We start from the raw sequence: 20,966 nt of genomic DNA, 5'->3' as shown, positions 1-20,966 counted from the left end.
ACTAAAGACTTTTCACCGTCACGGGCGATAAAAGTCGTTACCGCTGCCGACAGGTCTTTGCCTGTCGATTTTTGTTGGCGGCAAGATAACGATTTACAGTAGAAACAACCGTGATCCTGCTCTCAAATGCGCAATATGTGCAGTTATCTGCTTTTTTATCGATTTTTCGCGCATTTGTTGCACATTTGTGTAAGATTTTGTGCTGAGAACGCTCTCATAATAATTTCTGCGATTATGCGGTTTGTACAATAATTAGCCGGATAAAGCGCTGTGCTCAGCAGCAAGCCGAGCAATATATTTTATGCGTGGTTTTGGATCTAGCGAAAAACCCGGATTAAGCAGTTTTAGTGATGTGGATCACATTGTATTTTTAAGTAAAATTTCATTCATCGATTTGTTTTTAAATGGTTTTTAATGAAAATCGCCGTTAATAACGAAGGGAAATTACTTACGTGGTTAGCGGATAGAAATGCGTAACCATTCATCATATAAATAACAGATGCCTAACAGGTATTGGCGATATTTGCTGCAACCGCTTAAACCGCCGTTTATTTAAACATCGCGGCCTTTGGCGCGATTTATCATATAAAAGCCATAAATAGTCGTTAATTCACCCAGCTGGCAGCGGGTTTAGCCTGCGAGAAAATAATCACCCGGGTGACCTGTTGCATTTTATTAACCTGATGTTGCGTGCGGATAAGCGAAAAACGCGAATCGATTGCGCATTATTTGTTCATTTTCGGGCGGGGAAAGAAGGGGATTGCAGCGGTGCGCCGTCGGTTTCGACGGCGCAGAAGGCGAATTAATAGCGGGTAGCGATGGCGTTGTCGTTGAAGAACGCCATGAAGTCGGCGTCCGGTTGGCGGTCGCTGATCACCCGATCGAACTGCGTCAGCGGGCCGATGCAGGCCGGTTTGGTTTTGCCGAACTTGCTGTGATCCGCCACCAGGATCTTTTGCTGCGCCATCGCCATGGCGCGATGCTTCATCTCCAGCTCGTCGAAGTTGAAGCAGGTGGCGCCATGCTGCAGGCTGAGGCCGGCGGCGGAGATAAAGGCGATGTTCGGGCAGATGTGATCGAGCTCGTTGCGGCCGCCGACGCTGGAAAAGATGTAGTTGTTCGGCTTGAACTCACCGCCGCACAGGACCACTTTGCAGTTCGGTTTGTCCTGCAGCGCCAGGAAGGTGTTCAGCGAATGACACACGGCGGTGAAGATCAGCTCGTCGGCGATGGCGTCGATGATCGCCGGGGTGGTGGTGCCGCAGTCGAAAAACACCGTGTCGTTTTCATTGATCAACGGCGCCGCCAGCAGGCCGATGCGCCGTTTCTCCGTCACCTGCTTGGCTTTTTGATCGGAAACGAAGTAGTTGGTGACGCCGTTGCTGCGCGGATCGGTCACCACGTAGCCGCCGAGCAGCACCACCGCCGCCGGTTCGGCGCTCAGATCGCGGCGAATGGTCATCTCCGAGACCCCCAGCAGCACGGCGGCTTCTTTCAGGTGGATCTTGTCAGCGCGTTTTAACGCCTGAACTAACCGGTTGATACGTTCTTCGCGCCGCGTTTCCATAGATCCGTCTTCCCACAGGTAGTAGAGGTAAAGGGCGTGCCGGCGTTTCCGGCGTTAAACACAACGATGCGGGGCAATATCGGGCCGCATTGGCCGCCCGTATTGTCCCGCATCGTTGTGTATTGGCTATGCCCGTCAGGGCATGCCGACGATCAGTAGCTGCCCGCCGCCGGCTGGGCGCCGGATACGATGGCGACGCCGGAGCTGGTGCCGATACGCGTGGCGCCGGCGTTGATCATCTTCTCGGCGGTGGCGCGATCGCGCACGGCGCCGGAAGCTTTCACGCCCATTTCGCTGCCCACGGTCTCGCGCATCAGTTTGACGTGCTCTTCCCGAGCGCCGCCGGTGCTGAAGCCGGTAGAGGTTTTCACGAAGGCGACATCGAGTTCGCGACACATTTCACAAACCTGGACGATCTGCGCATCGCTGAGCAGGCAGGTTTCCAATATTACCTTCAACGGGATCGCCGCGCAAACCTCGCGCACGGCGGCGATGTCGGCTTTCACTTCGTCCAGCAGGCCGCTTTTCAGCCAGCCGACGTTGATCACCATATCGATCTCTTGCGCGCCGGCGGCGATCGCCGCTTTGGCTTCAAAGGCTTTGGTGACGGTCAGGCCGGCGCCCAGCGGGAAGCCGATCACCGAGCAGACTTTCACGGTGCTTTCCTGCAGCAGCTGGGCCGCCAGCGGCACGTAGCCGGAGTTGACGCATACCGCATAGAAGTTGTGCTGCTGCGCTTCTTCGCACAGTTTGGCGATCTGCAGTTCGGTGGCGTCCATCGCCAGCAGGGTGTGGTCAACGTAGCTGGCGTAATCGATGTTTTCGGTGGTCATCGCGATTCCTTAGTGAAGTTAAGACAGTAAGCCGGATGGGTAATGTGAAAATAATAACATTCAGATGCCGATAAACCTAGCGATGTTTAAAAAATGTCGACGAGATCGTCGCGAACAGGCCGTTATACGTATAACTTAAAGGCGGAGTTTTGTTATTTAAATAACATTTAACGGCTCGCGGCCTGCGCGGGCGAAACGTCGAGGGAAAAAAGATGAAGATCAACATCGAACTGGATCCTGAAGCTTTCGGGGCGCATCGGCAGGAACTGTTCCGCAATGCGGATTTCGCGGTGAGCGCGCATCGCTGCGCAGAACGCGGGCCGATGCTGACGCTGGCGAACTGCCGCGGCGCGCTGACGGTCTTGCCGTATGAGGGCCTGGCGATTTGGGACGCCGAGTTTGACGGTTATTCATTGAAATCGGGCCGCCGCAGCACCCGCGGTCTCGGGAGAAAGCGCGCTGACGACGCGGCGTTCTGTCCCGCCTGGCCGAGCCACGACGGCGCGCCGCTGCAGATGCAGCGCGTGTGGCTGCAGCTGACGGGCGATGAGCTGACGTTGCATGGCGAAGGCGAGCGGTTGGGCGGGCGTTGGCGCATCGGCCCGGCGCTGCGTTTGGCAGCCCAGAGCGCGCAGTTCGCCATAGAGATGAAGGTTACTAACCTGGCCGAGCGGCCGCAGCCGCTGCGCTATGTGTGTCGCCTCAACTATGATTGCATTCCCGACGCGGTATTCCGCCAGAATCTGCCGACGCCGGCTTTGTTAGGGGATGCGATCGGGCAAGAACTGCTGTGCTCCGACGATCTGACGCGCTATGTGGATCAGGCCGAGTTCTTTATGCTGACGCCGCAAGGCCGGCGTTATGTCACGCGTTTCGCCACCGGGCAGTTCAACTATGGCCTGCGGCGCATCGCCGTTCAGGGCAACCGGCGGCTGCTGGCCTTTGTTCAGCCGGCGAACTGCCGCCCGAATGCGTCAGAGGGTGAGGCGGGGGTGATGCTGGGAGCGGGAAAAACGCGGGCGTTCTGCGTGACCACCGGCGTGGTGTGAAATCACGGGGCGGTAATGCCCCGGTCATGTTGTGCGGTTACTCTTTCACCCAGCCGCGGCGAATGGCGAAGGCGAACAGGAAACGATACAGGCGCGACAGCTTGTCGGCGAGGGGATCGCCGAACAGATTCCACACCAGCTGGGCGAACAGGCAGCCGACCAGGCCGAGCAGGAAACCGCCGACCATATCCAGCGGCCAGTGCACGCCGAGGTAAACGCGTGACCAGGCGATGCCGACGGCGACAATCATCAGCAGCGCACCGGACCAGACTCGGTGCCAGAACAGGAACGCCAGCGCAAAGGTAAAGATGGCGGTGCCGTGATCGCTCGGGAACGAGCTGTCCGGCGCGTGCGCCAGGAAGGTATACCCCACGCCGGCGACGAATGGACGCTCATGCGGCAGCAGCGCGCCGATAGTGGAGGCGGCAAGCATGGCGAACAGCAGCGCGATCGTGGTTTTCGCCACCACTTCGCGCTGTGAAACCAGCTGGCTTTGCGGCCCCCACAGCCACAGGCCGACGATCAGCAGCGGCACGATAATGATCAGATCGCGCGCCAAAAAGGTGGCGAAATCAATCATCCACTCGGGAGACGCCGGGGTCGCATTGATCCAGGCGAAAAGAACATGGTTTAACTGCTCCATAACCGTTACCTCATCTTGCGGCACCAATAGCCGCTAACCATCCAATAAATAACCAACTGGCTTAACCAAACCCACCAACCCGCCCACAGGTTATGGGTAAGAAAATGTGCGCCGCGCATGATCTGACCAAAGCCCATCAGCATGCCGAGCGCAATGCCGCCGCACCAGCACCACCAGGCCAGGCGCGGGCGCTGCGGATAAAACAGGAAAAACAACGCCATGACCGCGAAACCGCTCGAGGCGTGCCCGCCGGGGAAACAGCGGCCGGGGCCCGGAAGCGCCGGCACCGCACCGAACAACGGGAAGGACATCGCCTTGCCGCCGTACTCGATCAGATCCCACGGACAGGAGTGCGCGCTGGTGGCCTTGAGAATGCCCACCACCAGCGGGCCGATGCCGAGAAGCAACATGCTGACGATCAGGCGTGCGCTGCGGCGATAGATGCCCCAAAACAGCGCCAGTACCGCCCCGACGATCACAATTTGCTTCAGCAGGCGGTGGTTGATCAGATCCAGCCAATAATTGTTTTGCCACGGGAAATGCCCGCTGGCGGCATCGTACCAAAAGTTGCCGATCGCCCAGTCCAGCTGTTCGCTGCGGGAAAGCCACAGGAACAGCAGGCCGCTGATCAGCAGGCCAAAAACCTGCCAACGGTAAAAGGATGCCGGCAGGGAGTAAAGGGCGGTTGTCTTAATTTGCGGTGCCGTTGAGGATTGATTTAATGACGATTCTGGATTCACGCGCAGGCTCGGTGGCAGGATTGAATAGCGCCACTGTAATCATTCCGTCTTAAGAAAACCTTAGTCCGCCGGTAAGAAAACCCTATCCGAGGCCACCGCCTTCGGCTAAGGTAATCGTTTGCTTTTTCGGGATGAGAGTGTGGTGATGCAGAATAACGCGCGTGTCTTACTGTTGGCGGCTGCCGGTGCGGCCTTTTCTCCGCTGAGCTTTGGCCAGCCTGCGGCGGCCGGGCCGATCGTGGTGCAGGGCGCCATGCCGGTGGAGGCGGAACGTTTCGCCCAGCGGTTGGAAAACCCGCGCGAGAAGCAGATTGGCGGCTGGCGCTTTTGGCACGGCACAGTAGACGGCTACCCGGTGGTGGTGTCGGAGACGCTGAAGGGCATGTCCAACGCCGCGGCGGCCACGGCGATCGCCGCCACGCAGTTTCACCCGGTGGCGATCATCAACCAGGGCACCGCCGGCGGCCATGATCCGGCACTGAAAGTATATGACATCGTGCTGGGCAAATATTCGGTCAATCTCGGGGCGTTCAAAACGCCGGCCAAGGCGTTGGGGGCAGGCAGCGACTCGCGGCAGTGGCAGCCGATGGATCTGTTGGCTTCCAAAGGCAGCGCCGGCGAGGACAAAAAGGCGCACAGCCTGCGCCAGTTTCCCGCCGACCCCAACCTGCTGGCGATTGCGCAAAGCGTTAAGAGCGATTACCGACAGGGCAAGGTCGTGGAAGGGGTGATCGGCTCGGCCGATGTGTGGAACAGCGAGCTAGACCGCATTCGCTATTTCCACGACCGCTATCAAACTTCGGTCGAAGAGATGGAGACCGCCTCCGCCGCGCAGATCGCCGCCGAATTCAAGGTGCCGTTCGTCGGCATTCGCGTGTTGTCCAACAACATCACCAATCAGGGCAAATACGATCCGCAAACCGGGCTGGCATGCCAGGATTATGTTTATCAGGTGGTGAAGGCCTATATCGCCAACCTGAAGAAACACTGAGCCATTGCTTCGGTTAATCGACGATATCAGGCGATTGTCACTATTTATCGCCTATTGTAAAGAAGATTAAACCTGTGGCGGGCTTGGCGGTAGTGTATTAGTTTATAGGCGGATTATTTGACAAAAAGTGTAGGGATAAAACATGAACAAGGCATCCGTTGTATTTTCCGGCCTGCTGATGGCCGTTTCCGCCGGCGCTATGGCGGCTACCTCTGGCGATGACGCGGATATCAGCAAACAGCCGCTGGAAAAGGTCGCGCCTTACCCGAAAGCCGAGAAGGGCATGAACCGCCAGGTGATCTACCTGCCGAAGCAAGAGCACGAAGAGAACTACAAGGTGGAGCTGCTGATCGGCAAGACGCTGGAGGTGGACTGCAACCGCCACATGATCGGCGGCACGCTGGAAACCAAAACCCTGTCCGGCTGGGGCTACGATTATCTGGTGCTGGAGAAGCTCTCTGAACCGGCCTCGACCATGATGGGCTGCCCGGACAACACCAAGACCAAGCAATTCATCGCCGCCAACCTGGGCGACGCCGCGATGCAGCGCTACAACAGCCGCCTGCCGATCGTGGTGTATGCGCCGAAAGACGCGGAAGTGAAATACCGCATCTGGAAAGCCGAAGATACCGTAAGCCAGGCCGAGCAGAAGTAATCGCCGCCTGACGCCGCTCCGCTTGCCCTGCGCGGCAGGCGGAGACTTTTCCCCGTTACGCTTTCTTTCCGCCCGCCAATACCGCCCGTTCGGTTTCTTCCCCCATGGCGATCAGCCAATCCAACACCGTTGAGAATATCGCATCCTCCTGGCCGTCGGCCTGGGTCATCAGCACGTAATCCGTCCCGTCAGGCGCAAAGCCATATGGCGCCACCAGCGCGCCGTTGACGATGTCATCCGCCACCAGCGCCAAAGGGCCGATGCCGATACCGGCGCCGGCGACCGCCGCCTGCAGGCTGAGATAGAAATGTTCGAAACGTAGCTCGTTGCCCGGCTGGATCTCGAAGCCGCTGTGGGCGCACCAGTCGCGCCAGGCGAACGGTCGCGTCTCGGTGTGGAGCAGGGTGCCGCGCAGTTCACGCCCCGCCGCGGCATGCTCCCGGCGGCAAACCGGGCCGACCCGTTCTTTGAGGAACGGGCGGGCGACCACGTCGTCGGCGATCGGGAAATCGTTGCGGCGAATCGCCAGATCGATGCCTTCGCGCGAGAAGGCGACGGCGCCGCCGGCGGAGACCAGCTGCAGATCGCGCTCTTTCCCCACCGCCTGCTGCAAACCGGCCAGGCGCGGGATCAGCCAGCGGATCAGAAAGGTCGGCTCGCAGGAGATCACCAACGGGCGATTCTGATGATGCCGACAGGCGCGGTCGATCGCCGACTGCAGGTTGTCCAGCCCCCGGCCGATCTCGCTCGCCAGCTCTTGCGCCTGCGGCGTCGGGTGCACCATGCGGCTGGTGCGCTGAAACAGCGCGAATCCCAGGGTCTGCTCGAATTCGCGCACCGCACGGCTGACGGCGCCGTCGGTGACGTTGAGTGATTTGGCGGCTTTCGACACGCTGCCGTACCGCACCGTAGCTTCGAAAGCCCGTAATACCGCCAGGTTAGGCAACCTTCGTTGACGCACTGTGCCCCCTTTTGATTGAGTTTTTGTCAATCATCGATACTACGCAAATCGTTTTTTATTGCCAGCCAAATCCGCCAAAGTGTGCATCACTTTCCACTTACGGGTAACTGCGATGATTGCCATTCTCGCCGATGATCTTACCAGCGCGCTCGACGGCGCGGCTCCGTTCGCCGCACGCGGACTGAACGCCTGCGTCATGCTGCGCCTGCCCGATGCCGCGTTGCAGGGCGCTGAGATTGTCGCCTTCGATTTAGATTCCCGCTTCGTTTCGCCGGAGCAGGCGGAGCGGCGTTTTCGCCATGCCGCCGCCAGTGTGAAACCGGCGCGCCTCATCTACAAAACGATCGATTCCACGCTGCGCGGCAATCTGGGGCCGGAAACGCGCGGGGCGCTGACGGGCAGCGGGCGCCGTCTCGCCATCGTTGCGCCGGCCTTCCCGGATGCCGGCCGCACCACGGTGGGCGGCCGACAATACGTCGACGGCGTCGCGCTGGAGCAGACCGCCTTTGCATGCGATCCGAAGAACCCGATCGTCACCGGCTACGTCATGGAGCGCATGGCGGGGCTGGAGCCGACGCGTTTTCAGGTATTCGACGCCGCAGACAACGGCGAGTTGGATGAGGTCGTGAGGCGGATCGGCATTGCCGAACCGGTGGTGTGGGTGGGATCGCCGGGCCTGGCGGCGGCGCTGTCGCGTGCGTTGTCCCCTAAGGAGAACGCGGTGCCCGCTCAACCGCCGCTGAGAGCCAGCAAAGTGCTGGTGGCGATTGGCAGCCTGCATCCGGCGAATGACGCCCAGCTGGCAAGCCTGCGGCAGGCGGGCGCGGTGCTGGTCACGCTGCCTGAAGCGGCCGATCCCGAGGCGGTAGCGCAAGAGGTGCGAACGGCGTTTGCGCGCGCCGATGTGGTTTGCCTGATGTCGCCCCGGTCGCGAGCGGCCACGGCGGATCATGCCGCTGCGCTGGGCGCGGTCGTCAGCCGTTGCACGCCAGCCTTCGACGGGCTGGTGGCGACCGGCGGCGATACCGCGCGGCGTATTGTCGACGCCATGGCGGCCGGCTCATTGACGCTGTTCGGTGAGGTGGAACCCGGCGTGCCTTTCGGGTTGTTAAATCTGCCGGGCCGCAGGCTGCCGTTCGCCACCAAGGCGGGCGGCTTTGGCCGGGCCGGTACGTTGTTGAACTGCGTAACCCGGTTGCGCGCTGACCGAGAAGGAGAAGAACAATGACCCTTTCCACCTTGCCGCTGGCGATAACCATGGGCGATCCCGCCGGCATCGGGCCGGAGATCATCGCCAAACTGGCGGTCACAGAGCGGTTGAGCATGCCTTATGTGGTGATTGGCGATGCCGGCGCACTGGCGCGCGCGGCGGCCAGTCTGGGGCTGACGCTGCCTATCCGCGAACTGCCCGCCTCGCTGGCGGGATGGGACGAAGCCTGGCGGCGGGGGGAGACCGCCGTCTATTCCGCCGGCGTTGCGCTGCCGGCGGACTTGCCCCTCGGCAGGCTCGATCAGCGCGCGGGCGCGGCGTCTTATGCCTGGGTGGTTGCCGCCATCGATCTGGCGCTGGCGGGGCGCATCGCCGGCATCGTCACTGCGCCGCTGAACAAGGAAGCGATGCGCCTGGCGGGGATCGATTATCCGGGGCACACCGAGATCCTGGCGGCGCGATCGGGCACCCAGGACTTCGCCATGATGCTGGCCAATGACGAGCTGCGGGTGATCCTGGTTTCCATTCACGTTTCGCTGCGGGACGCCATCGACGCGGCGACCGTGGAAAACGAGCTGCGCGCGTTTCATCTGGCGCAAACGGCCTGTCGGGCGTTAGGCATAGCGAAACCGCGCATTGCGGTGGCCGGCCTGAATCCGCACGCCGGGGAGAACGGCCTGTTCGGCCGCGAAGATCTTGACGTCATCGTGCCCGCCATCGCCCTGGCGCGGGAACAGGGGTTGGACGTCAGCGGCCCCTGGCCCGGCGATACCGTTTTCATGCGAGCCCGGCGCGGGGAGTTCGACATTGTGGTCGCCCAATATCACGACCAGGGCCTGATCCCGGTGAAATATCTCGGGGTGGATCACGGCGTTAACGTCACCGTCGGCCTGCCGTTTATCCGCACCTCGGTCGACCACGGTACGGCGTTTGATATCGCGGGCAGCGGACGGGCGGAACACGCCAGCCTGCTGTACGCCTTCCGGCAGGCGGAAAAAATGCTGCGCGCCCAATAACTCATATCACCTGAAGACAATAAGGAAACACCATGCACACACCCGAGTTTATTTTCATGCTGACGCGCAACGACAGCACGGTGCCCGATGCGCAAGCGCGGCTGCCAGAAGTGCTGGCTGCCGGCGTGAAGCATATCGGCTTTAAGGATATCGGCCTGCCGCTGGATCAACTCAAACAGTTGGCGCAGGCGATCCACGCCGGCGGCGCCACCGCGTACCTGGAAGTGGTCAGCCTGGATGAGGAAAGCGAGATGAATTCGGCGCGCGCGGCACTGGAATTGGGCGTTGATGTATTGATGGGGGGAACGCGCCCGGAAAGCGTGCTGCCGATCATTCGTCAGTCTGGCCTGCGCTACTATCCGTTCGCCGGCCGCATCAGCGGCCACCCCAGCGTGCTGGAAGGTGACATTGACGATATTGTCGCCAGCGCCCGCCAGCGCGCCGCTTTACCGGGCGTGACAGGGCTGGATTTGCTGGCCTACCGCTTTGCCGGTGACGTGCCGACGTTGATTCGGCGGGTGTGCGATGCGGTCGACAAACCGGTTTATATCGCCGGGTCTATCGACCGGGAAGATCGCATCGCCGCCGTGGTGACGGGCAATGCGGTTGGTTTCACCGTCGGTACCGCGGCGCTTGACGGCGTGTTTCCCGCCGATAAGCCGGGGCTGACGGCGCAAATCAACGCCGTGAAATGCCTGATTGGCAATGTGATCCGCAAACTGTAACGCGTCTCCATTCGGTTCTTTCCAGGGCGATGGGGCAGTTATCTCATTCGTTGAATCATTAATTTGCATGGCTTCTCTTTTTTAATGCTCTTGCGAGCAGGCACGCCCTTGGGCGCTCGCCGACGTTTACCCGGCAACACAGCGTAATTGCCGCCAGGCTCAATATATATAGAGGGAGTGAAAAATGATTAAAGGGTTAGGGAGTGCCGTTGTGGCGGTGAGCCTGTTGTTAACCGGCTGCGATACCTTCAGCCTGCTGCGCGATCAAAAGATCGCCGACGCTTTTCACGTCGGCGCCGACAAGCGTTCGATAAGCCGGGATTTCGGCGAGCCGATCGCCACCCTGCCGACGCTGAACGGCCAGGGCGTATGCCACGACTACCACCACCGCTTGCCGAACGGCACCGTGACGCCGTTCTACGTCGGCTTCAGAAACAGCGACGGCAAAGTGGTGGCCTTTGGCCCCACCACCTGCGGGGAAGCGCAGGCCAACGGCAATCTGAACAGTGATGAACCTATCAAACAGCGGTTCTAAACGGGCATTGCTGCGCCGGCCTGTGGCCGGCGCAGCAAAAGCAGCCCAGCAACGTTGGGTGTGCCATTTTTTTTTCTCTATATCCCTTCTGATTTTCCGCCAGACTTTTATCTGAGATTTATTTTCCTATGGCGTTTGCCAGACGCCGCTGCCGAAAAACACCATTACATGAATTCTCTCCACCGGGTCTTACGGTGTGAACAGCAAGACAACAAAGCAATCTTTGCTGAATTATGCTAGTTTTTCGAACATTCACGGGCATACAGTGACTTGCAAGATAAGGATATCCAATGCGTTATCGTTCGCTAAATCTCGGCGAGGTGACAAGGAAAGGGGCTGGAACGCCGCCCCAGGGAACCGACGTACGGGCTGGTGCCGTATGAAGCTGCTCTCTCTCTTTTCTGAACACACGGCGCCGGAAAGTTTCTCCCGGATACTCACCCCGACACAAGCGCACCATGAGCTGGAACGGCATTATCTGTTCGGCGGCGCAGCCGGCATATCGATAAGCAGCCGGTACTCCATAACCCGCAATACTCAATCCGGTATTGGCGTCACCGGTTATCGTGAGGACGCGATTGTGAAGCGCAGCGTGTTCGATGATCTCAATCGGGGCGGCTTGCTGGCGATTGATGAGGGAATGGGCGCCTGGACGCCGACGAAATACGCGTTTTACGTCGACGCGGAAGGCCGATTACAGCGCTATCCCGGCAGCTCTCTTCCTGCCTTTTATCCAACTGGGCGCGTGATCGCCCGCTATGAAGAAATGGTCAGCCGCTATGGCCGGCGGGCAAAACCGACGGTGCTGCCGGCGAGGCAGAATACGACCCGGAATCCCCCTCTGCAGCAAGCCATCGCTACCGCAGTGGCAACCGTTGCCGCCACGGTACAGGCCATTCGTCCGATGACTAAGGCTGAACGCTGGCAAGAACGCCAGTACCTGATAGGGCGAGGCAACCGCAGCATTTACCCTGATGCGCGCATGGCGGCACAGCGATTGGCGGAGAACAACGTCGCGGTCGAAAAAGCGAAGCTGGCTGAGAATGTTTACAAGACCACTAACCCACTCAAGGACACGATAGACATCCCTGAGGGCTGGAAGGACATCAGTAACAATGATGGGGCGCTGGGTAAACTCGGTTTAAGCAAAGATATGCTCTATGACGATGAGGATACGCCGGGCTTTCTGGCTCGGGTTTATCAGCCAGATGAAACGGTCTTTGGTAAAGCGATGAATCCGACGGTGGTGTTCCGTGGATCGCGTGCGCCCGAGTTCCCGGAGGGAATAAGTAAGGCTGCCCAGAAAGCGTTACTGAATGGCGATTTGTCAGGCATTAAAAACCTGAGTGACTGGTCAAATAACGGCGCTCAGGGGTTGGGGTTTAACTCCGAATATTACAAGAAAGCGGTCAATATAGGTAAAGCAATTAAAGGCGGTGCCGGGATATCTGGCCATTCGCTGGGCGGGGGCATGGCGTCTGCGGCCTCCATGGCCAGCGGCAAACCGGCTTGGACGTTTAATGCAGCAGGCCTGAATGCAGGAACTGTAGAAAAATATGGCGGTTCGATTATAGGCAGCGCCGATAATATTCAGGCGTATCGCGTGAAGGGGGAGCTATTGACCAAGCTGCAGGAGGTTGATTTGTGGGAGGATGCCAAAGACCTCCAATTTTATCCCCCGGCGGTGATGGCGAAAGAACGCTTGTCCATGTTGGCGCCTGATGCAGTGGGAGTAAAACACACGCTTTCCGGTGGAACAGGCTCACTGCTGGATAAGCACGGTATAGACCAGGCGATACAATGCATTGAAAATGAAAAAGACGATGACATTGCCACAATCAAGGGAAGAATATGAAAAAAATCATACTCATTATCACGATGGTAGTGTCTACGCTCATCATGCAGGGGTGCAAACAAGGTATGGATCTACAACCACAGGATTACTTTGAAGGAAAGCAGCTGGACATCGCCAACATCATCTACGAGGGTGACAGGCAAAAGCTGGATAAGGTTTTACCGACGGTAAGCAAAGAAACGTTAAATCGGCCGGCCAAGGCGGAGATGACGTTGCTATTCTGGGCGATAAATAACGCCATCTTTGACAAGAACACGCCAGAGCGGCTCAAGATCATTACGGATTTGGTCAAGGCAGGGGCAGATCCACTGCAGCCAAGACCGGAAGGGCGAAGTAGCCCGGCTGAATATGTTATGAAAGCGGATAAAGGCGTCTGGATACAGGCTATGCTTGAAGGCGGATTATCGCCTAATGCAAGGGATGAAATAAACAATCAGCCAATAATTTTCAAGAGCTTTCAAGCGGTTAATACAGAGACATTGAGTGCCCTAATAGATTACAAAGCTGATGTTAATATCAAAGGGGCTATGAACAGAACTCCATTAATTAATGCGCTGTATAACAGTTGCCCTGAGCACATTGAGGTTCTTTTGGCTCATGGCGCTAACCCCTTAGCCAAAGATGATTTTAATGACAGCTTCCTTTCTCTGATTTCTGCGGAAATAGCCAAAGGAGACAAAAATAATTCTTATATAAAAAAATTAATTAAAATTAAAGAGAAGATAAACATTGTGAATTAGTTAGCTTTCAGGTGGGTGAAATAACGGGCGTTTGACGTGGACGGGTACGGCATGAAGCACATTACTCTGATTATTACCGTGGTGCTGTCGATGTTTGTGATGCAGGGATGCAAGCAAGGTAGGGATCTACAACCACAAGATTACTTTGAAGGAAAGCAGCTGGACATCGCCAACATCATATACGAGGGTGACAGGCAAAAGCTGGATATGGTTTTTCCGACGGTAAGCAAAGAAACGTTAAATCGACCGGCCAAGGCGGAGATGACGATGCTATTCTGGGTGATCAATAACGCTATCTTTGACAAGAATACGCCAGAGCGGCACAAGATCATTACGGATTTGGTTAAGGCAGGGGCGGATCCATTACAACCTCAACCTAACACGCCAGGTAGCCCCGCTGAGTTTGTTATGAAGGCGGATAAAGGCATCTGGATACAGGCTATGTTAGAGGGCGGACTTTCTCCAAATGCTAGGGATAAGGTTCATAATCAACCCATTATATTTAATAGCATCTTTGCAAAAAACACAGAAACATTAGAGGTCATGTTGGAGCATGGTGCTGATATAAATATAAGAAATTCACTGGGTGATACGCTGCTCATCGATGCTTTAGACTATCACTCCTATGACCACGTCATTCTTCTATTAGAAAAAGGCGCCGATAGCGATATAAGAGGCAACTCGGGTTGGACGATGGGCAATCAACTGCAACGGCTGATTAATAGGAGTCAGGACGGCAGTGAGGCGAAAGCGTCTCTTGAGCGCATCAGAGACGAGCTAATTAAGCGTGGTGGGAAATGGCCGCCTGCCCCGGTCAGTCAATAAACCGTCTCGCTGTATTACCAGAAAATGGGCACATGTTGTAAAGGTGTTCTTACCGCAGAGGCATTGTCCACAGACGGTCGAGTTGCGAAAGTTTGCTTGGGTTGCGCACGATAAATACCTGAGCCAGTCGGCCTTCGGCATTCAAGCTGAGACTGACAGACGCCGTAATACGGCCTTGTTCGGATAGCAAGGCGCCCGGCACGCCATTGATGAGCGCGTGTTGCCAGACATAGGTTTGCCAAAACATTGGCAATTTACCGCCGATAAACTCGAGCACGTCACGTTTGCCGATGAGTTCAGCCAGGTTGGCGGGCACTTTACCGCCGCCGTCCGCACTGAGCTTAACGTCTTCGGACAACAGGGTCGAAAGGGGTTCGATATCTGCCGTTTCCACCGCCGTTTTGAAAGCGATAAGCAACGCCTCCTGCCGCTCTGTGGGCTGGGTTTTACGCTCCTCTGGGCGGCCAACTTTTTCGCGCGCGCGTGACACCAGTTTACGACACGCCGTTTCTTCCCCACCTAATGTCATGGCGAGATCCGCGTAGGGCAAGTCAAAGATGTCATGCAGCAAATAGGCGGCGCGCTCGCGGGGAGTGAGTCTTTCGAGCAACAGCATAAAGGCCGTCGACAGCGACGATGCGAGTTCCAACGTCTGCTCGGGCGTTTTGGCTACGGCGGTTTGAATGGGTTCTGGTAGCCAAATACCGACATAATCGACGCGAGCCTGCTGCGCGGCGCGCAGCAGGTCAAGACAACGACGAGTGCAGACGGTGGTCAGCCAGGCAGCAGGATTCAGAATGCTGTGGCGATCCGCATTTAACCATTTGATATAGGTATCTTGCACGGCATCTTCCGCGTCGGCCAGAGAACCTAAAATACGATAGGCGAGGCCGATCAGAAACGGTCTTCTCGATTCGAACAGTGCTGCATACTTGTCGTTTTTCATATTAGTGGCCGGAAATATGAATTCTATTCCACAGATTTATCATAGTGATATTTGCGGTTAGCGCGCTGATTTCTTCCTCGGAATAGTACGCGCGCAATGCCGCGCGCAGTGGGCCATACTCGGTATGGCGTTCAAGCCGCGTTAACGCTTCTGTCCAGGCAAATGCGGCGCGCTCGCGAGGCGTGAAATCATCAACGTGTTCCCATACCACCAGCCTGTCCAGACGTGCGTTGGTTTCACCGTCCTCACGCGCTTCTTTGGTATGCATCTCGACACAGTAACCGCAGCCATTGATTTGCGAAGCGCGCAGGAGGACGAGATGGTAGATCTTGCGCTCCAGATTGTGCGCGTCGATAGCGCCATGCACTTTCAGCAGCGCGGAAAAAACGTTGGCAATGGTTTGCGCATGATTGACAGGGTCGGTATTCACTAACGTAGTCATAAGAACTCCTCATTTATCGGGTTGACACATATAGATGACGAATGAGAAGAGGGATGTGTGACCGAACCACTGCAAAAATGTGCATTTTGGGGCCGTGGGCCGTTGATGTAATACGTTTTTCAGGCAACAAAAAACCCGATAATCTTGAACCTAAAAGGCGGGATTATCGGGCTCCACAAAATGGGGACATCAAAGAAAAGCAGTGGCACTAATTCAGACTGCGGCCCCCAACGAAAGTTCTGGTCGGCGACAAAAAAATCAAAATATTTTTATCGCCGATCCATCTCTCCCGCTAATCGATCAGCCGAGTATCCCCGGCCATAGCACCACGATGAGTGAACCCGCCAGCGTTAACAGCACGTTAGCGATGGCGTAGGTGCCGGCATAGCCCAGCGCCGGGATATTGCTGCGCGCGGTGTCACTGATGATCTCCATCGCCGGCGCGCAGGTGCGGGCGCCCATGATGGCGCCGAACAGCAGGGCGCGGTTCATGCGCAGCACGTAGGCGCCGAACAGGAAGCAGATTACCACCGGCACCAGGCTGACGATCAGCCCGGCGATCAGCATCTGGCCGCCGACCGCGCCCAGGCTGTGGCCGATGCCGGCGCCGGCGCTCAGGCCCACGCCCGCCATAAACACCATCAGGCCGAACTCTTTCACCATGTTCAGTGCGCCCTGCGGAATGTAGCCGAAGGTCGGGTGGTTGGCGCGCAGGAAGCCGAGCATGATGCCGGACATCAGCAGGCCGGCGGCGTTGCCGATGCCGAACGAGAAGTTACTGAACTGAATGGTGATCTGGCCGATCAGCAGGCCGATGATGAAGAAGGCGCAGAATGCCAGCAGGTCGGTCACCTGGCTGTGGATGGAGATAAAGCCAATCTTCTCCGCCACGCTCTTCACCCGGCGCGCGTCGCCGCTCACCTGCAGCACGTCGCCTTTGTTGAGCACGATGCTGTCGTCGATCGGCATTTCGATCTGGCTGCGGATCACGCGGTTGAGGAAGCAGCCGTGGTCGGTCAGCTTCAGCTGGCTCAGGCGCTTGTTCACCGCGTTGCTGTTCTTCACCACGATCTCTTCGGTCACGATGCGCATGTCGAGCAGATCGCGATCGAACACTTCCTTGCCGTTGCGGAAGCTCGGGTCCAGCCGCGCGTGGGCGTCCGGGTAGCCGACCAGCGAGATCTCGTCGCCCACCTGCAGCACCGCGTCACCGTCCGGGTTGGCCAGAATGCCGTTGCGGCGGATGCGTTCGATGTAACAGCCGGTCTGGCGGTAGATGCCCAGTTCGCGCAGGTTCTTGCCGTCGGCCCAGGCCACCAGTTCGGGGCCGACGCGGTAGGCGCGGATCACCGGCAGGTAGACCTTGCGCTGGCTGTCGGTGTCCAGGCCGCGTTCGCGGGCGATCTGCTGGGCAGAGGTGGACAGGTCCTGGTGCTGCAGCTTCGGCAGGTAGCGCGCGCCGAAGATCAGGCTGACCAGACCGATCAGGTAGGTGAGGGCGTAGCCAAGGCTCAGATGATCCTGCGCCGCCAGCAGCGCCGGGCCGTTGACGATGGTGTTGCGCAGCGTGTCGCCGGCGCCCACCAGCACCGGCGTCGAGGTCATCGAGCCGGCCAGCATGCCGGCGGTCAGGCCGATGTCCCAGTGGAACAGTTTGCCGAGACCGATGGCGATCACCATCGCCGAGCCGACCATCACCAGCGCCAGCATCAGGTAGTTTTTGCCGTCGCGGAAGAAAATCGAGAAAAAGTTGGGTCCGGCTTCCACGCCGACGCAGAAAATAAACAGCATGAAGCCGAGATTCAGCGCCTCGGTGTTAATGGCGAAGTGTTGCTGGCCGAGCAGCAGCGAAACCACCAAAACGCCAATGGAATTACCGAGTTGGACGGAGCCCAGACGGAGTTTACCGAGGCACAGCCCCAGTGCGAGTACCACGAACAGTAACAGAATGTAGTTACCGTTTAACAAACTAGCGACGTTTATGTTCACGGAGGATAACTTATTGTTTACCAGTAAGTGCTTGATATAGATAACTATAAGAGATAAATTCAGCCTTAAAACGACGTCATAAATCACCACCAGCGGAAGGCAAAGCGAACCATCGTTCGGCGGCGTTCATTCTAGACGCTATGACCGATGACAGCCAGCACAGAAAGCTGATTTCCTGCGCCGCCGTGCGCATTTAACTCTCTTTTGACCAAGGAAAAAATTCGGTTCAGCGTCTCCGCGCGGGGGCCGGGCCGATTTCTATTGATGCAGTAATTGGGCGGGGGAGAATTCGCATGACGAGTTATAGATATTGGCTGGGCATTCTCAGCTGTTTTCTGTTGTTCAGCCTGGTGTTTCTCGGCCAGCAAACCGGCCTGTTCGGCAGCACGGATCATGAGCACCACGGCGAAACCGGTCTGCTGCTGTTTGTGATCCCCGGTGCGATCGCCAGCTATCTGTCGAGCCGCAAGCGGCTGCTTTGCCCGCTGCTCGGCGCGCTGTATGCGCTGCCGCTGTGCCTGTTGATCCGCCACTTCTGGCTGACGCCGTCCTCTTCGTTCTGGCAGGAGCTGGCGTACGCCACCAGCGCGGTGTTCTGGTGCGTGTTCGGCGCGATGCTGATGCTGTTCGCCCTCGGCCTGTTGCAGACGCTGCAGCAGCTGCACCGGCGGCAGCGGCAATAAAAAAAGGCGCGTTAAGCGCCTTTTTTGTCTTTGTCGTTCAAAAAATTACTGGAACAGGTTCAGGTGTTCTTTGGCGTAAGCTTCGAAATCGGTGCAACCGCCGATGTGCTTCTCATCCAGGAAGATCTGCGGCACGGTTTCAACCGGTTTGCCGACGGTTTTTTCCAGATCGGCCTTGGTGATGCCTTCCGCGTGGATGTCAACGTAACGGAAGTTGAAATCGTCGCGTTCTTCAGTCAGTTTTTCCGCCAGTTCTTTAGCGCGGACACAATAAGGACAGCCAGGACGCCCGAAGATTACTGCAAACATGCAACGCTCCTTAATTGGATTTTCAATAAATTGTTCGCTACCGCAACGACATCCCGTCACCGAAAAAGTCATTACCTGCGTCAGATGGCGCCTACTATGCCCGTTGAGACGGCGAAAAAAAAGCAGGAATTACCTGTTAGTTTGATTCATGTAACCAATTAGTCGGCCGGGGCTGTCGCCGCCGACGGGAATTCACTACACTGGAGACAGACCTTCTGGAGAAGAAAAATATGCGTTCATTCGGTGACTTACCGCGCCCGGTGCTGGTGTTGGAAGGGCTGGGCATCGTGATGCTGGTGCTGGCCTACCTCAGCATTCACGGGCACCTGCAGCTGCCGGGCTGGCTGGCTTCGCAGCAGGCGGCGGTCGGCATGATTTTCCTCGGCGTGGCGCTGATGGTGCCGGCGGCGGCGTTTCTGGTGTGGCGCGTGGTGCAGGGCTTCGGGCCGCTGATGCGCGGCGGGTTGCCGCCGGAAAACGATCGCCGCAAACCGCAATCGAAAGATAATCAGGACAGCGATCCGCGCGCCTGAGCGCCGCGGCCGCTAACCCGCCTGCCGGGCAGGCGTTGGCCTTTGGGGTGACGAGTGAAAATTGCCATTCTTTCTCGCGACGGAACGCTCTACTCATGCAAGCGGCTGCGTGAAGCGGCGGAAGATCGCGGGCACAGCATCGATATCATCGATCCGCTCTCCTGCTACATGAACATCAATCCGGCGGCGCCGACCATTCATTATCGCGGCCGCCAACTGGAGCGTTACGATGCGGTGATCCCGCGCATCGGCTCCGCCATCACCTTTTATGGCACGGCGGTGCTGCGCCAGTTCGAGCTGCTCGGCAGCTACCCGCTAAACGAATCCGTGGCCATTACCCGCGCCCGCGACAAGCTGCGTTCGCTGCAGCTGCTGGCACGGCAGGGCATCGATCTGCCGATTACCGGCTTTGCCCATTCGCCGGACGATACCGGCGATCTGATCGAGCTGGTCGGCGGCGCGCCGTTGGTGGTCAAGCTGGTGGAAGGCACGCAGGGCATCGGCGTGGTGCTGGCGGAAACCCGCCAGGCGGCGGAAAGCGTGATCGACGCCTTTCGCGGGCTGAACGCCCATATCCTGGTGCAGGAGTACGTGCGTGAAGCGCAGGGGCGCGACGTGCGCTGTTTGGTGGTCGGCGGCCGGGTGGTGGCCGCCATCGAACGGCAGGCCAAGCCCGGCGAGTTTCGCTCCAACCTGCACCGCGGCGGCACCGCCCGCAAGGTGACCATCACCGCCAGGGAGCGGGCGATCGCGGTGAAAGCGGCCAGTACGCTGGGGCTGGACGTCGCCGGGGTGGATATCCTGCGCGCCGAGCGCGGCCCGCTGGTGATGGAGGTCAACGCGTCGCCGGGGCTCGAAGGCGTGGAAACCACCACCGGGCTGGACATCGCCGGCATGATGATCGAATACATTGAGCAGCGCGGCCGGCCGGGCTTTCGCCTGAAATCCGGCGGTTGACGGGTGGGCGGCGCGCTTTTCCCGCCGTGCAATATCTGAATTAGTGAATTAAGCCGCATTGATCGTGGCGTATCGGGTGAATATTCCGTAAGCTATGCGCCTTTTCGCGTATTGAATATTGTGAGGCTGGTTATTATGGATTCACTCATTGTCCCCGATTTGGCGCTGTTGCGGCGCTGGCTGGATCAGTCGGGCATCTCTTTCTTTGAGTGCGATTCCTGCCAGGCGCTGCACCTGCCGCACATGCAGAACTTCGACGGCGTGTTCGACGCCAAGATAGATCTGGTGGACAACGTCATTCTGTTTTCCGCGTTGGCCGAGGTGAAGCCGACCGCGCTGATCCCGTTGGTGGCGGACCTGAGCCAGATCAACGCCAGTTCGCTGACCATCAAGGCGTTCGTCGACATTCAGGACGACAACCTGCCGAAGCTGATCGTCTGCCAGTCGTTGAGCGTGGCGGTCGGCATCACCTACGAGCAGTTTACCCACTTCATGCAGCAGGGCGAAGAGCAGGTCTCGATGGTGATCCTCGAGGCGCGGGCGAACGATCTGCTGTTTATGGGTGATGAAGAAGAGATCCCCGCTGGCGCCGTGCGTCAGCCGATGCTGCACTGATCCTCACCGTACCTTAAGCATGCCGTCGCTCCGGCGGCATGCTGCCGTTATTCCCCTCCGCAATAAAATATTCTGCACTTTGGCCTTTGCCGCCCGATCTTTCTCGCCTTTTGTGCCGTTAATGGCGTATCACATAGAGAAAAACTG

The 20,966-nt window shown here is 58.0% G+C and carries 23 protein-coding genes; 14 read left to right on the top strand and 9 right to left on the bottom strand.

Features of this window, described 5'->3' with window-relative positions; all coding sequences use genetic code 11:
* Positions 1-802: 802 nt before the first annotated feature.
* Positions 803-1,567, bottom strand: coding sequence for a DNA-binding transcriptional repressor DeoR (deoR, locus tag REA38_RS03690; RefSeq protein ID WP_033637797.1), 765 nt, complete (start codon positions 1,565-1,567; stop codon positions 803-805).
* A 152-nt stretch (positions 1,568-1,719) separates the two neighbouring features.
* Positions 1,720-2,400 (bottom strand): deoxyribose-phosphate aldolase, encoded by a 681-nt coding sequence (deoC, locus tag REA38_RS03685; protein ID WP_049213137.1) that lies wholly within the window; start codon positions 2,398-2,400, stop codon positions 1,720-1,722.
* A 212-nt stretch (positions 2,401-2,612) separates the two neighbouring features.
* Between deoC and REA38_RS03680 the strand changes: the two genes are divergently transcribed.
* On the top strand, positions 2,613-3,449 hold the full coding sequence (locus REA38_RS03680) for a hypothetical protein (protein WP_103773840.1): 837 nt from the start codon (positions 2,613-2,615) through the stop codon (positions 3,447-3,449).
* 37 nt (positions 3,450-3,486) lie between these two features.
* On the opposite strand, the gene ybjG is transcribed toward REA38_RS03680, so the two are convergent.
* Positions 3,487-4,092 (bottom strand): undecaprenyl-diphosphate phosphatase, encoded by a 606-nt coding sequence (gene ybjG / locus REA38_RS03675; RefSeq protein ID WP_033654636.1) that lies wholly within the window; start codon positions 4,090-4,092, stop codon positions 3,487-3,489.
* 5 nt (positions 4,093-4,097) lie between these two features.
* A complete protein-coding gene (locus tag REA38_RS03670) occupies positions 4,098-4,832 on the bottom strand; it encodes a phosphatase PAP2 family protein (RefSeq protein ID WP_103773841.1) in 735 nt (244 codons plus the stop codon).
* Between the two features lie 145 nt (positions 4,833-4,977).
* Here REA38_RS03670 and REA38_RS03665 point away from each other — a divergent pair, with 145 nt between their 5' ends.
* Positions 4,978-5,823: a 5'-methylthioadenosine/S-adenosylhomocysteine nucleosidase gene (locus tag REA38_RS03665; RefSeq protein ID WP_308885269.1), complete on the top strand. Its 846-nt coding sequence runs from the start codon at positions 4,978-4,980 to the stop codon at positions 5,821-5,823.
* 142 nt (positions 5,824-5,965) lie between these two features.
* Complete coding sequence (eco, locus tag REA38_RS03660; protein ID WP_033637803.1) at positions 5,966-6,478, top strand: serine protease inhibitor ecotin; 513 nt, start codon at positions 5,966-5,968, stop codon at positions 6,476-6,478.
* A gap of 55 nt (positions 6,479-6,533) precedes the next feature.
* Here eco and REA38_RS03655 read toward each other — a convergent pair whose 3' ends face one another.
* A complete protein-coding gene (locus REA38_RS03655; protein WP_053091702.1) occupies positions 6,534-7,439 on the bottom strand; it encodes a LysR family transcriptional regulator in 906 nt (301 codons plus the stop codon).
* A 112-nt stretch (positions 7,440-7,551) separates the two neighbouring features.
* On the opposite strand from REA38_RS03655, the gene REA38_RS03650 reads away from it, so the two are divergent.
* From REA38_RS03650 to REA38_RS03620, 7 genes are all read left to right on the top strand, one after another.
* The gene (locus tag REA38_RS03650; protein ID WP_308885024.1) at positions 7,552-8,667 is read left to right on the top strand and encodes a four-carbon acid sugar kinase family protein; all 1,116 of its coding nucleotides are present in this window, start codon (positions 7,552-7,554) and stop codon (positions 8,665-8,667) included.
* Entirely contained in the window at positions 8,664-9,665 is a 1,002-nt protein-coding gene (gene pdxA, locus REA38_RS03645) for a 4-hydroxythreonine-4-phosphate dehydrogenase PdxA (RefSeq protein ID WP_308885023.1), read from the top strand. The genes REA38_RS03650 and pdxA overlap by 4 nt, the downstream gene beginning before the upstream one ends.
* A 32-nt stretch (positions 9,666-9,697) precedes the next feature.
* Entirely contained in the window at positions 9,698-10,390 is a 693-nt protein-coding gene (locus REA38_RS03640; RefSeq protein WP_033654641.1) for a 4-hydroxythreonine-4-phosphate dehydrogenase, read from the top strand.
* A gap of 184 nt (positions 10,391-10,574) precedes the next feature.
* Entirely contained in the window at positions 10,575-10,925 is a 351-nt protein-coding gene (locus REA38_RS03635) for a hypothetical protein (RefSeq protein WP_154232802.1), read from the top strand.
* A gap of 379 nt (positions 10,926-11,304) precedes the next feature.
* A complete protein-coding gene (locus REA38_RS03630; RefSeq protein WP_060438902.1) occupies positions 11,305-12,780 on the top strand; it encodes a phospholipase in 1,476 nt (491 codons plus the stop codon).
* On the top strand, positions 12,777-13,520 hold the full coding sequence (locus REA38_RS03625) for an ankyrin repeat domain-containing protein (RefSeq protein ID WP_060419791.1): 744 nt from the start codon (positions 12,777-12,779) through the stop codon (positions 13,518-13,520). The genes REA38_RS03630 and REA38_RS03625 overlap by 4 nt, the downstream gene beginning before the upstream one ends.
* A gap of 51 nt (positions 13,521-13,571) precedes the next feature.
* A complete protein-coding gene (locus tag REA38_RS03620; RefSeq protein WP_308885021.1) occupies positions 13,572-14,345 on the top strand; it encodes an ankyrin repeat domain-containing protein in 774 nt (257 codons plus the stop codon).
* Positions 14,346-14,394: 49 nt separating this feature from the next.
* On the opposite strand, the gene sigJ is transcribed toward REA38_RS03620, so the two are convergent.
* The 3 genes from sigJ to REA38_RS03605 form a co-directional block, all read right to left on the bottom strand.
* Positions 14,395-15,291 (bottom strand): RNA polymerase sigma factor SigJ, encoded by an 897-nt coding sequence (sigJ, locus tag REA38_RS03615; protein ID WP_308885019.1) that lies wholly within the window; start codon positions 15,289-15,291, stop codon positions 14,395-14,397.
* A 1-nt stretch (position 15,292) separates the two neighbouring features.
* A complete protein-coding gene (locus REA38_RS03610) occupies positions 15,293-15,733 on the bottom strand; it encodes a carboxymuconolactone decarboxylase family protein (protein ID WP_060432778.1) in 441 nt (146 codons plus the stop codon).
* 300 nt (positions 15,734-16,033) lie between these two features.
* Complete coding sequence (locus REA38_RS03605) at positions 16,034-17,722, bottom strand: aspartate:alanine antiporter (RefSeq protein WP_072008430.1); 1,689 nt, start codon at positions 17,720-17,722, stop codon at positions 16,034-16,036.
* A gap of 293 nt (positions 17,723-18,015) precedes the next feature.
* Between REA38_RS03605 and REA38_RS03600 the strand changes: the two genes are divergently transcribed.
* Positions 18,016-18,405: an inner membrane protein YbjM gene (locus REA38_RS03600; protein WP_033637808.1), complete on the top strand. Its 390-nt coding sequence runs from the start codon at positions 18,016-18,018 to the stop codon at positions 18,403-18,405.
* Between the two features lie 45 nt (positions 18,406-18,450).
* Here REA38_RS03600 and REA38_RS03595 read toward each other — a convergent pair whose 3' ends face one another.
* On the bottom strand, positions 18,451-18,714 hold the full coding sequence (locus REA38_RS03595) for a GrxA family glutaredoxin (RefSeq protein ID WP_004938676.1): 264 nt from the start codon (positions 18,712-18,714) through the stop codon (positions 18,451-18,453).
* A 230-nt stretch (positions 18,715-18,944) separates the two neighbouring features.
* Between REA38_RS03595 and REA38_RS03590 the strand changes: the two genes are divergently transcribed.
* The 3 genes from REA38_RS03590 (at position 18,945) to REA38_RS03580 (ending at position 20,819) form a co-directional block, all read left to right on the top strand.
* Complete coding sequence (locus tag REA38_RS03590; RefSeq protein WP_033646672.1) at positions 18,945-19,247, top strand: YbjC family protein; 303 nt, start codon at positions 18,945-18,947, stop codon at positions 19,245-19,247.
* 54 nt (positions 19,248-19,301) lie between these two features.
* The gene (rimK, locus tag REA38_RS03585; protein ID WP_033637810.1) at positions 19,302-20,204 is read left to right on the top strand and encodes a 30S ribosomal protein S6--L-glutamate ligase; all 903 of its coding nucleotides are present in this window, start codon (positions 19,302-19,304) and stop codon (positions 20,202-20,204) included.
* Between the two features lie 135 nt (positions 20,205-20,339).
* On the top strand, positions 20,340-20,819 hold the full coding sequence (locus REA38_RS03580; protein ID WP_004938666.1) for a YbjN domain-containing protein: 480 nt from the start codon (positions 20,340-20,342) through the stop codon (positions 20,817-20,819).
* Positions 20,820-20,966 lie beyond the last annotated feature (147 nt).

The organism is Serratia sp. MF1(2023), assembly GCF_030954545.1.
Lineage (GTDB): Bacteria > Pseudomonadota > Gammaproteobacteria > Enterobacterales > Enterobacteriaceae > Serratia > Serratia sarumanii.
Note: the sequence above shows the minus strand (reverse complement) of the source record. Positions and strands in the feature narration are given on the sequence as shown.

What these genes read in the sequence shown, in the direction of transcription:
- deoR (WP_033637797.1), bottom strand. Translation starts at nt 1,567, where the DNA reads ATGGAAACGCGGCGCGAAGAACGTATCAACCGGTTAGTTCAGGCGTTA.
- deoC (WP_049213137.1), bottom strand. Translation starts at nt 2,400, where the DNA reads ATGACCACCGAAAACATCGATTACGCCAGCTACGTTGACCACACCCTG.
- REA38_RS03680 (WP_103773840.1), top strand. Translation starts at nt 2,613, where the DNA reads ATGAAGATCAACATCGAACTGGATCCTGAAGCTTTCGGGGCGCATCGG.
- ybjG (WP_033654636.1), bottom strand. Translation starts at nt 4,092, where the DNA reads ATGGAGCAGTTAAACCATGTTCTTTTCGCCTGGATCAATGCGACCCCG.
- REA38_RS03665 (WP_308885269.1), top strand. Translation starts at nt 4,978, where the DNA reads ATGCAGAATAACGCGCGTGTCTTACTGTTGGCGGCTGCCGGTGCGGCC.
- eco (WP_033637803.1), top strand. Translation starts at nt 5,966, where the DNA reads ATGAACAAGGCATCCGTTGTATTTTCCGGCCTGCTGATGGCCGTTTCC.
- REA38_RS03650 (WP_308885024.1), top strand. Translation starts at nt 7,552, where the DNA reads ATGATTGCCATTCTCGCCGATGATCTTACCAGCGCGCTCGACGGCGCG.
- pdxA (WP_308885023.1), top strand. Translation starts at nt 8,664, where the DNA reads ATGACCCTTTCCACCTTGCCGCTGGCGATAACCATGGGCGATCCCGCC.
- REA38_RS03640 (WP_033654641.1), top strand. Translation starts at nt 9,698, where the DNA reads ATGCACACACCCGAGTTTATTTTCATGCTGACGCGCAACGACAGCACG.
- REA38_RS03635 (WP_154232802.1), top strand. Translation starts at nt 10,575, where the DNA reads ATGATTAAAGGGTTAGGGAGTGCCGTTGTGGCGGTGAGCCTGTTGTTA.
- REA38_RS03630 (WP_060438902.1), top strand. Translation starts at nt 11,305, where the DNA reads ATGAAGCTGCTCTCTCTCTTTTCTGAACACACGGCGCCGGAAAGTTTC.
- REA38_RS03625 (WP_060419791.1), top strand. Translation starts at nt 12,777, where the DNA reads ATGAAAAAAATCATACTCATTATCACGATGGTAGTGTCTACGCTCATC.
- REA38_RS03620 (WP_308885021.1), top strand. Translation starts at nt 13,572, where the DNA reads ATGAAGCACATTACTCTGATTATTACCGTGGTGCTGTCGATGTTTGTG.
- sigJ (WP_308885019.1), bottom strand. Translation starts at nt 15,291, where the DNA reads ATGAAAAACGACAAGTATGCAGCACTGTTCGAATCGAGAAGACCGTTT.
- REA38_RS03610 (WP_060432778.1), bottom strand. Translation starts at nt 15,733, where the DNA reads ATGACTACGTTAGTGAATACCGACCCTGTCAATCATGCGCAAACCATT.
- REA38_RS03600 (WP_033637808.1), top strand. Translation starts at nt 18,016, where the DNA reads ATGACGAGTTATAGATATTGGCTGGGCATTCTCAGCTGTTTTCTGTTG.
- REA38_RS03595 (WP_004938676.1), bottom strand. Translation starts at nt 18,714, where the DNA reads ATGTTTGCAGTAATCTTCGGGCGTCCTGGCTGTCCTTATTGTGTCCGC.
- REA38_RS03590 (WP_033646672.1), top strand. Translation starts at nt 18,945, where the DNA reads ATGCGTTCATTCGGTGACTTACCGCGCCCGGTGCTGGTGTTGGAAGGG.
- REA38_RS03580 (WP_004938666.1), top strand. Translation starts at nt 20,340, where the DNA reads ATGGATTCACTCATTGTCCCCGATTTGGCGCTGTTGCGGCGCTGGCTG.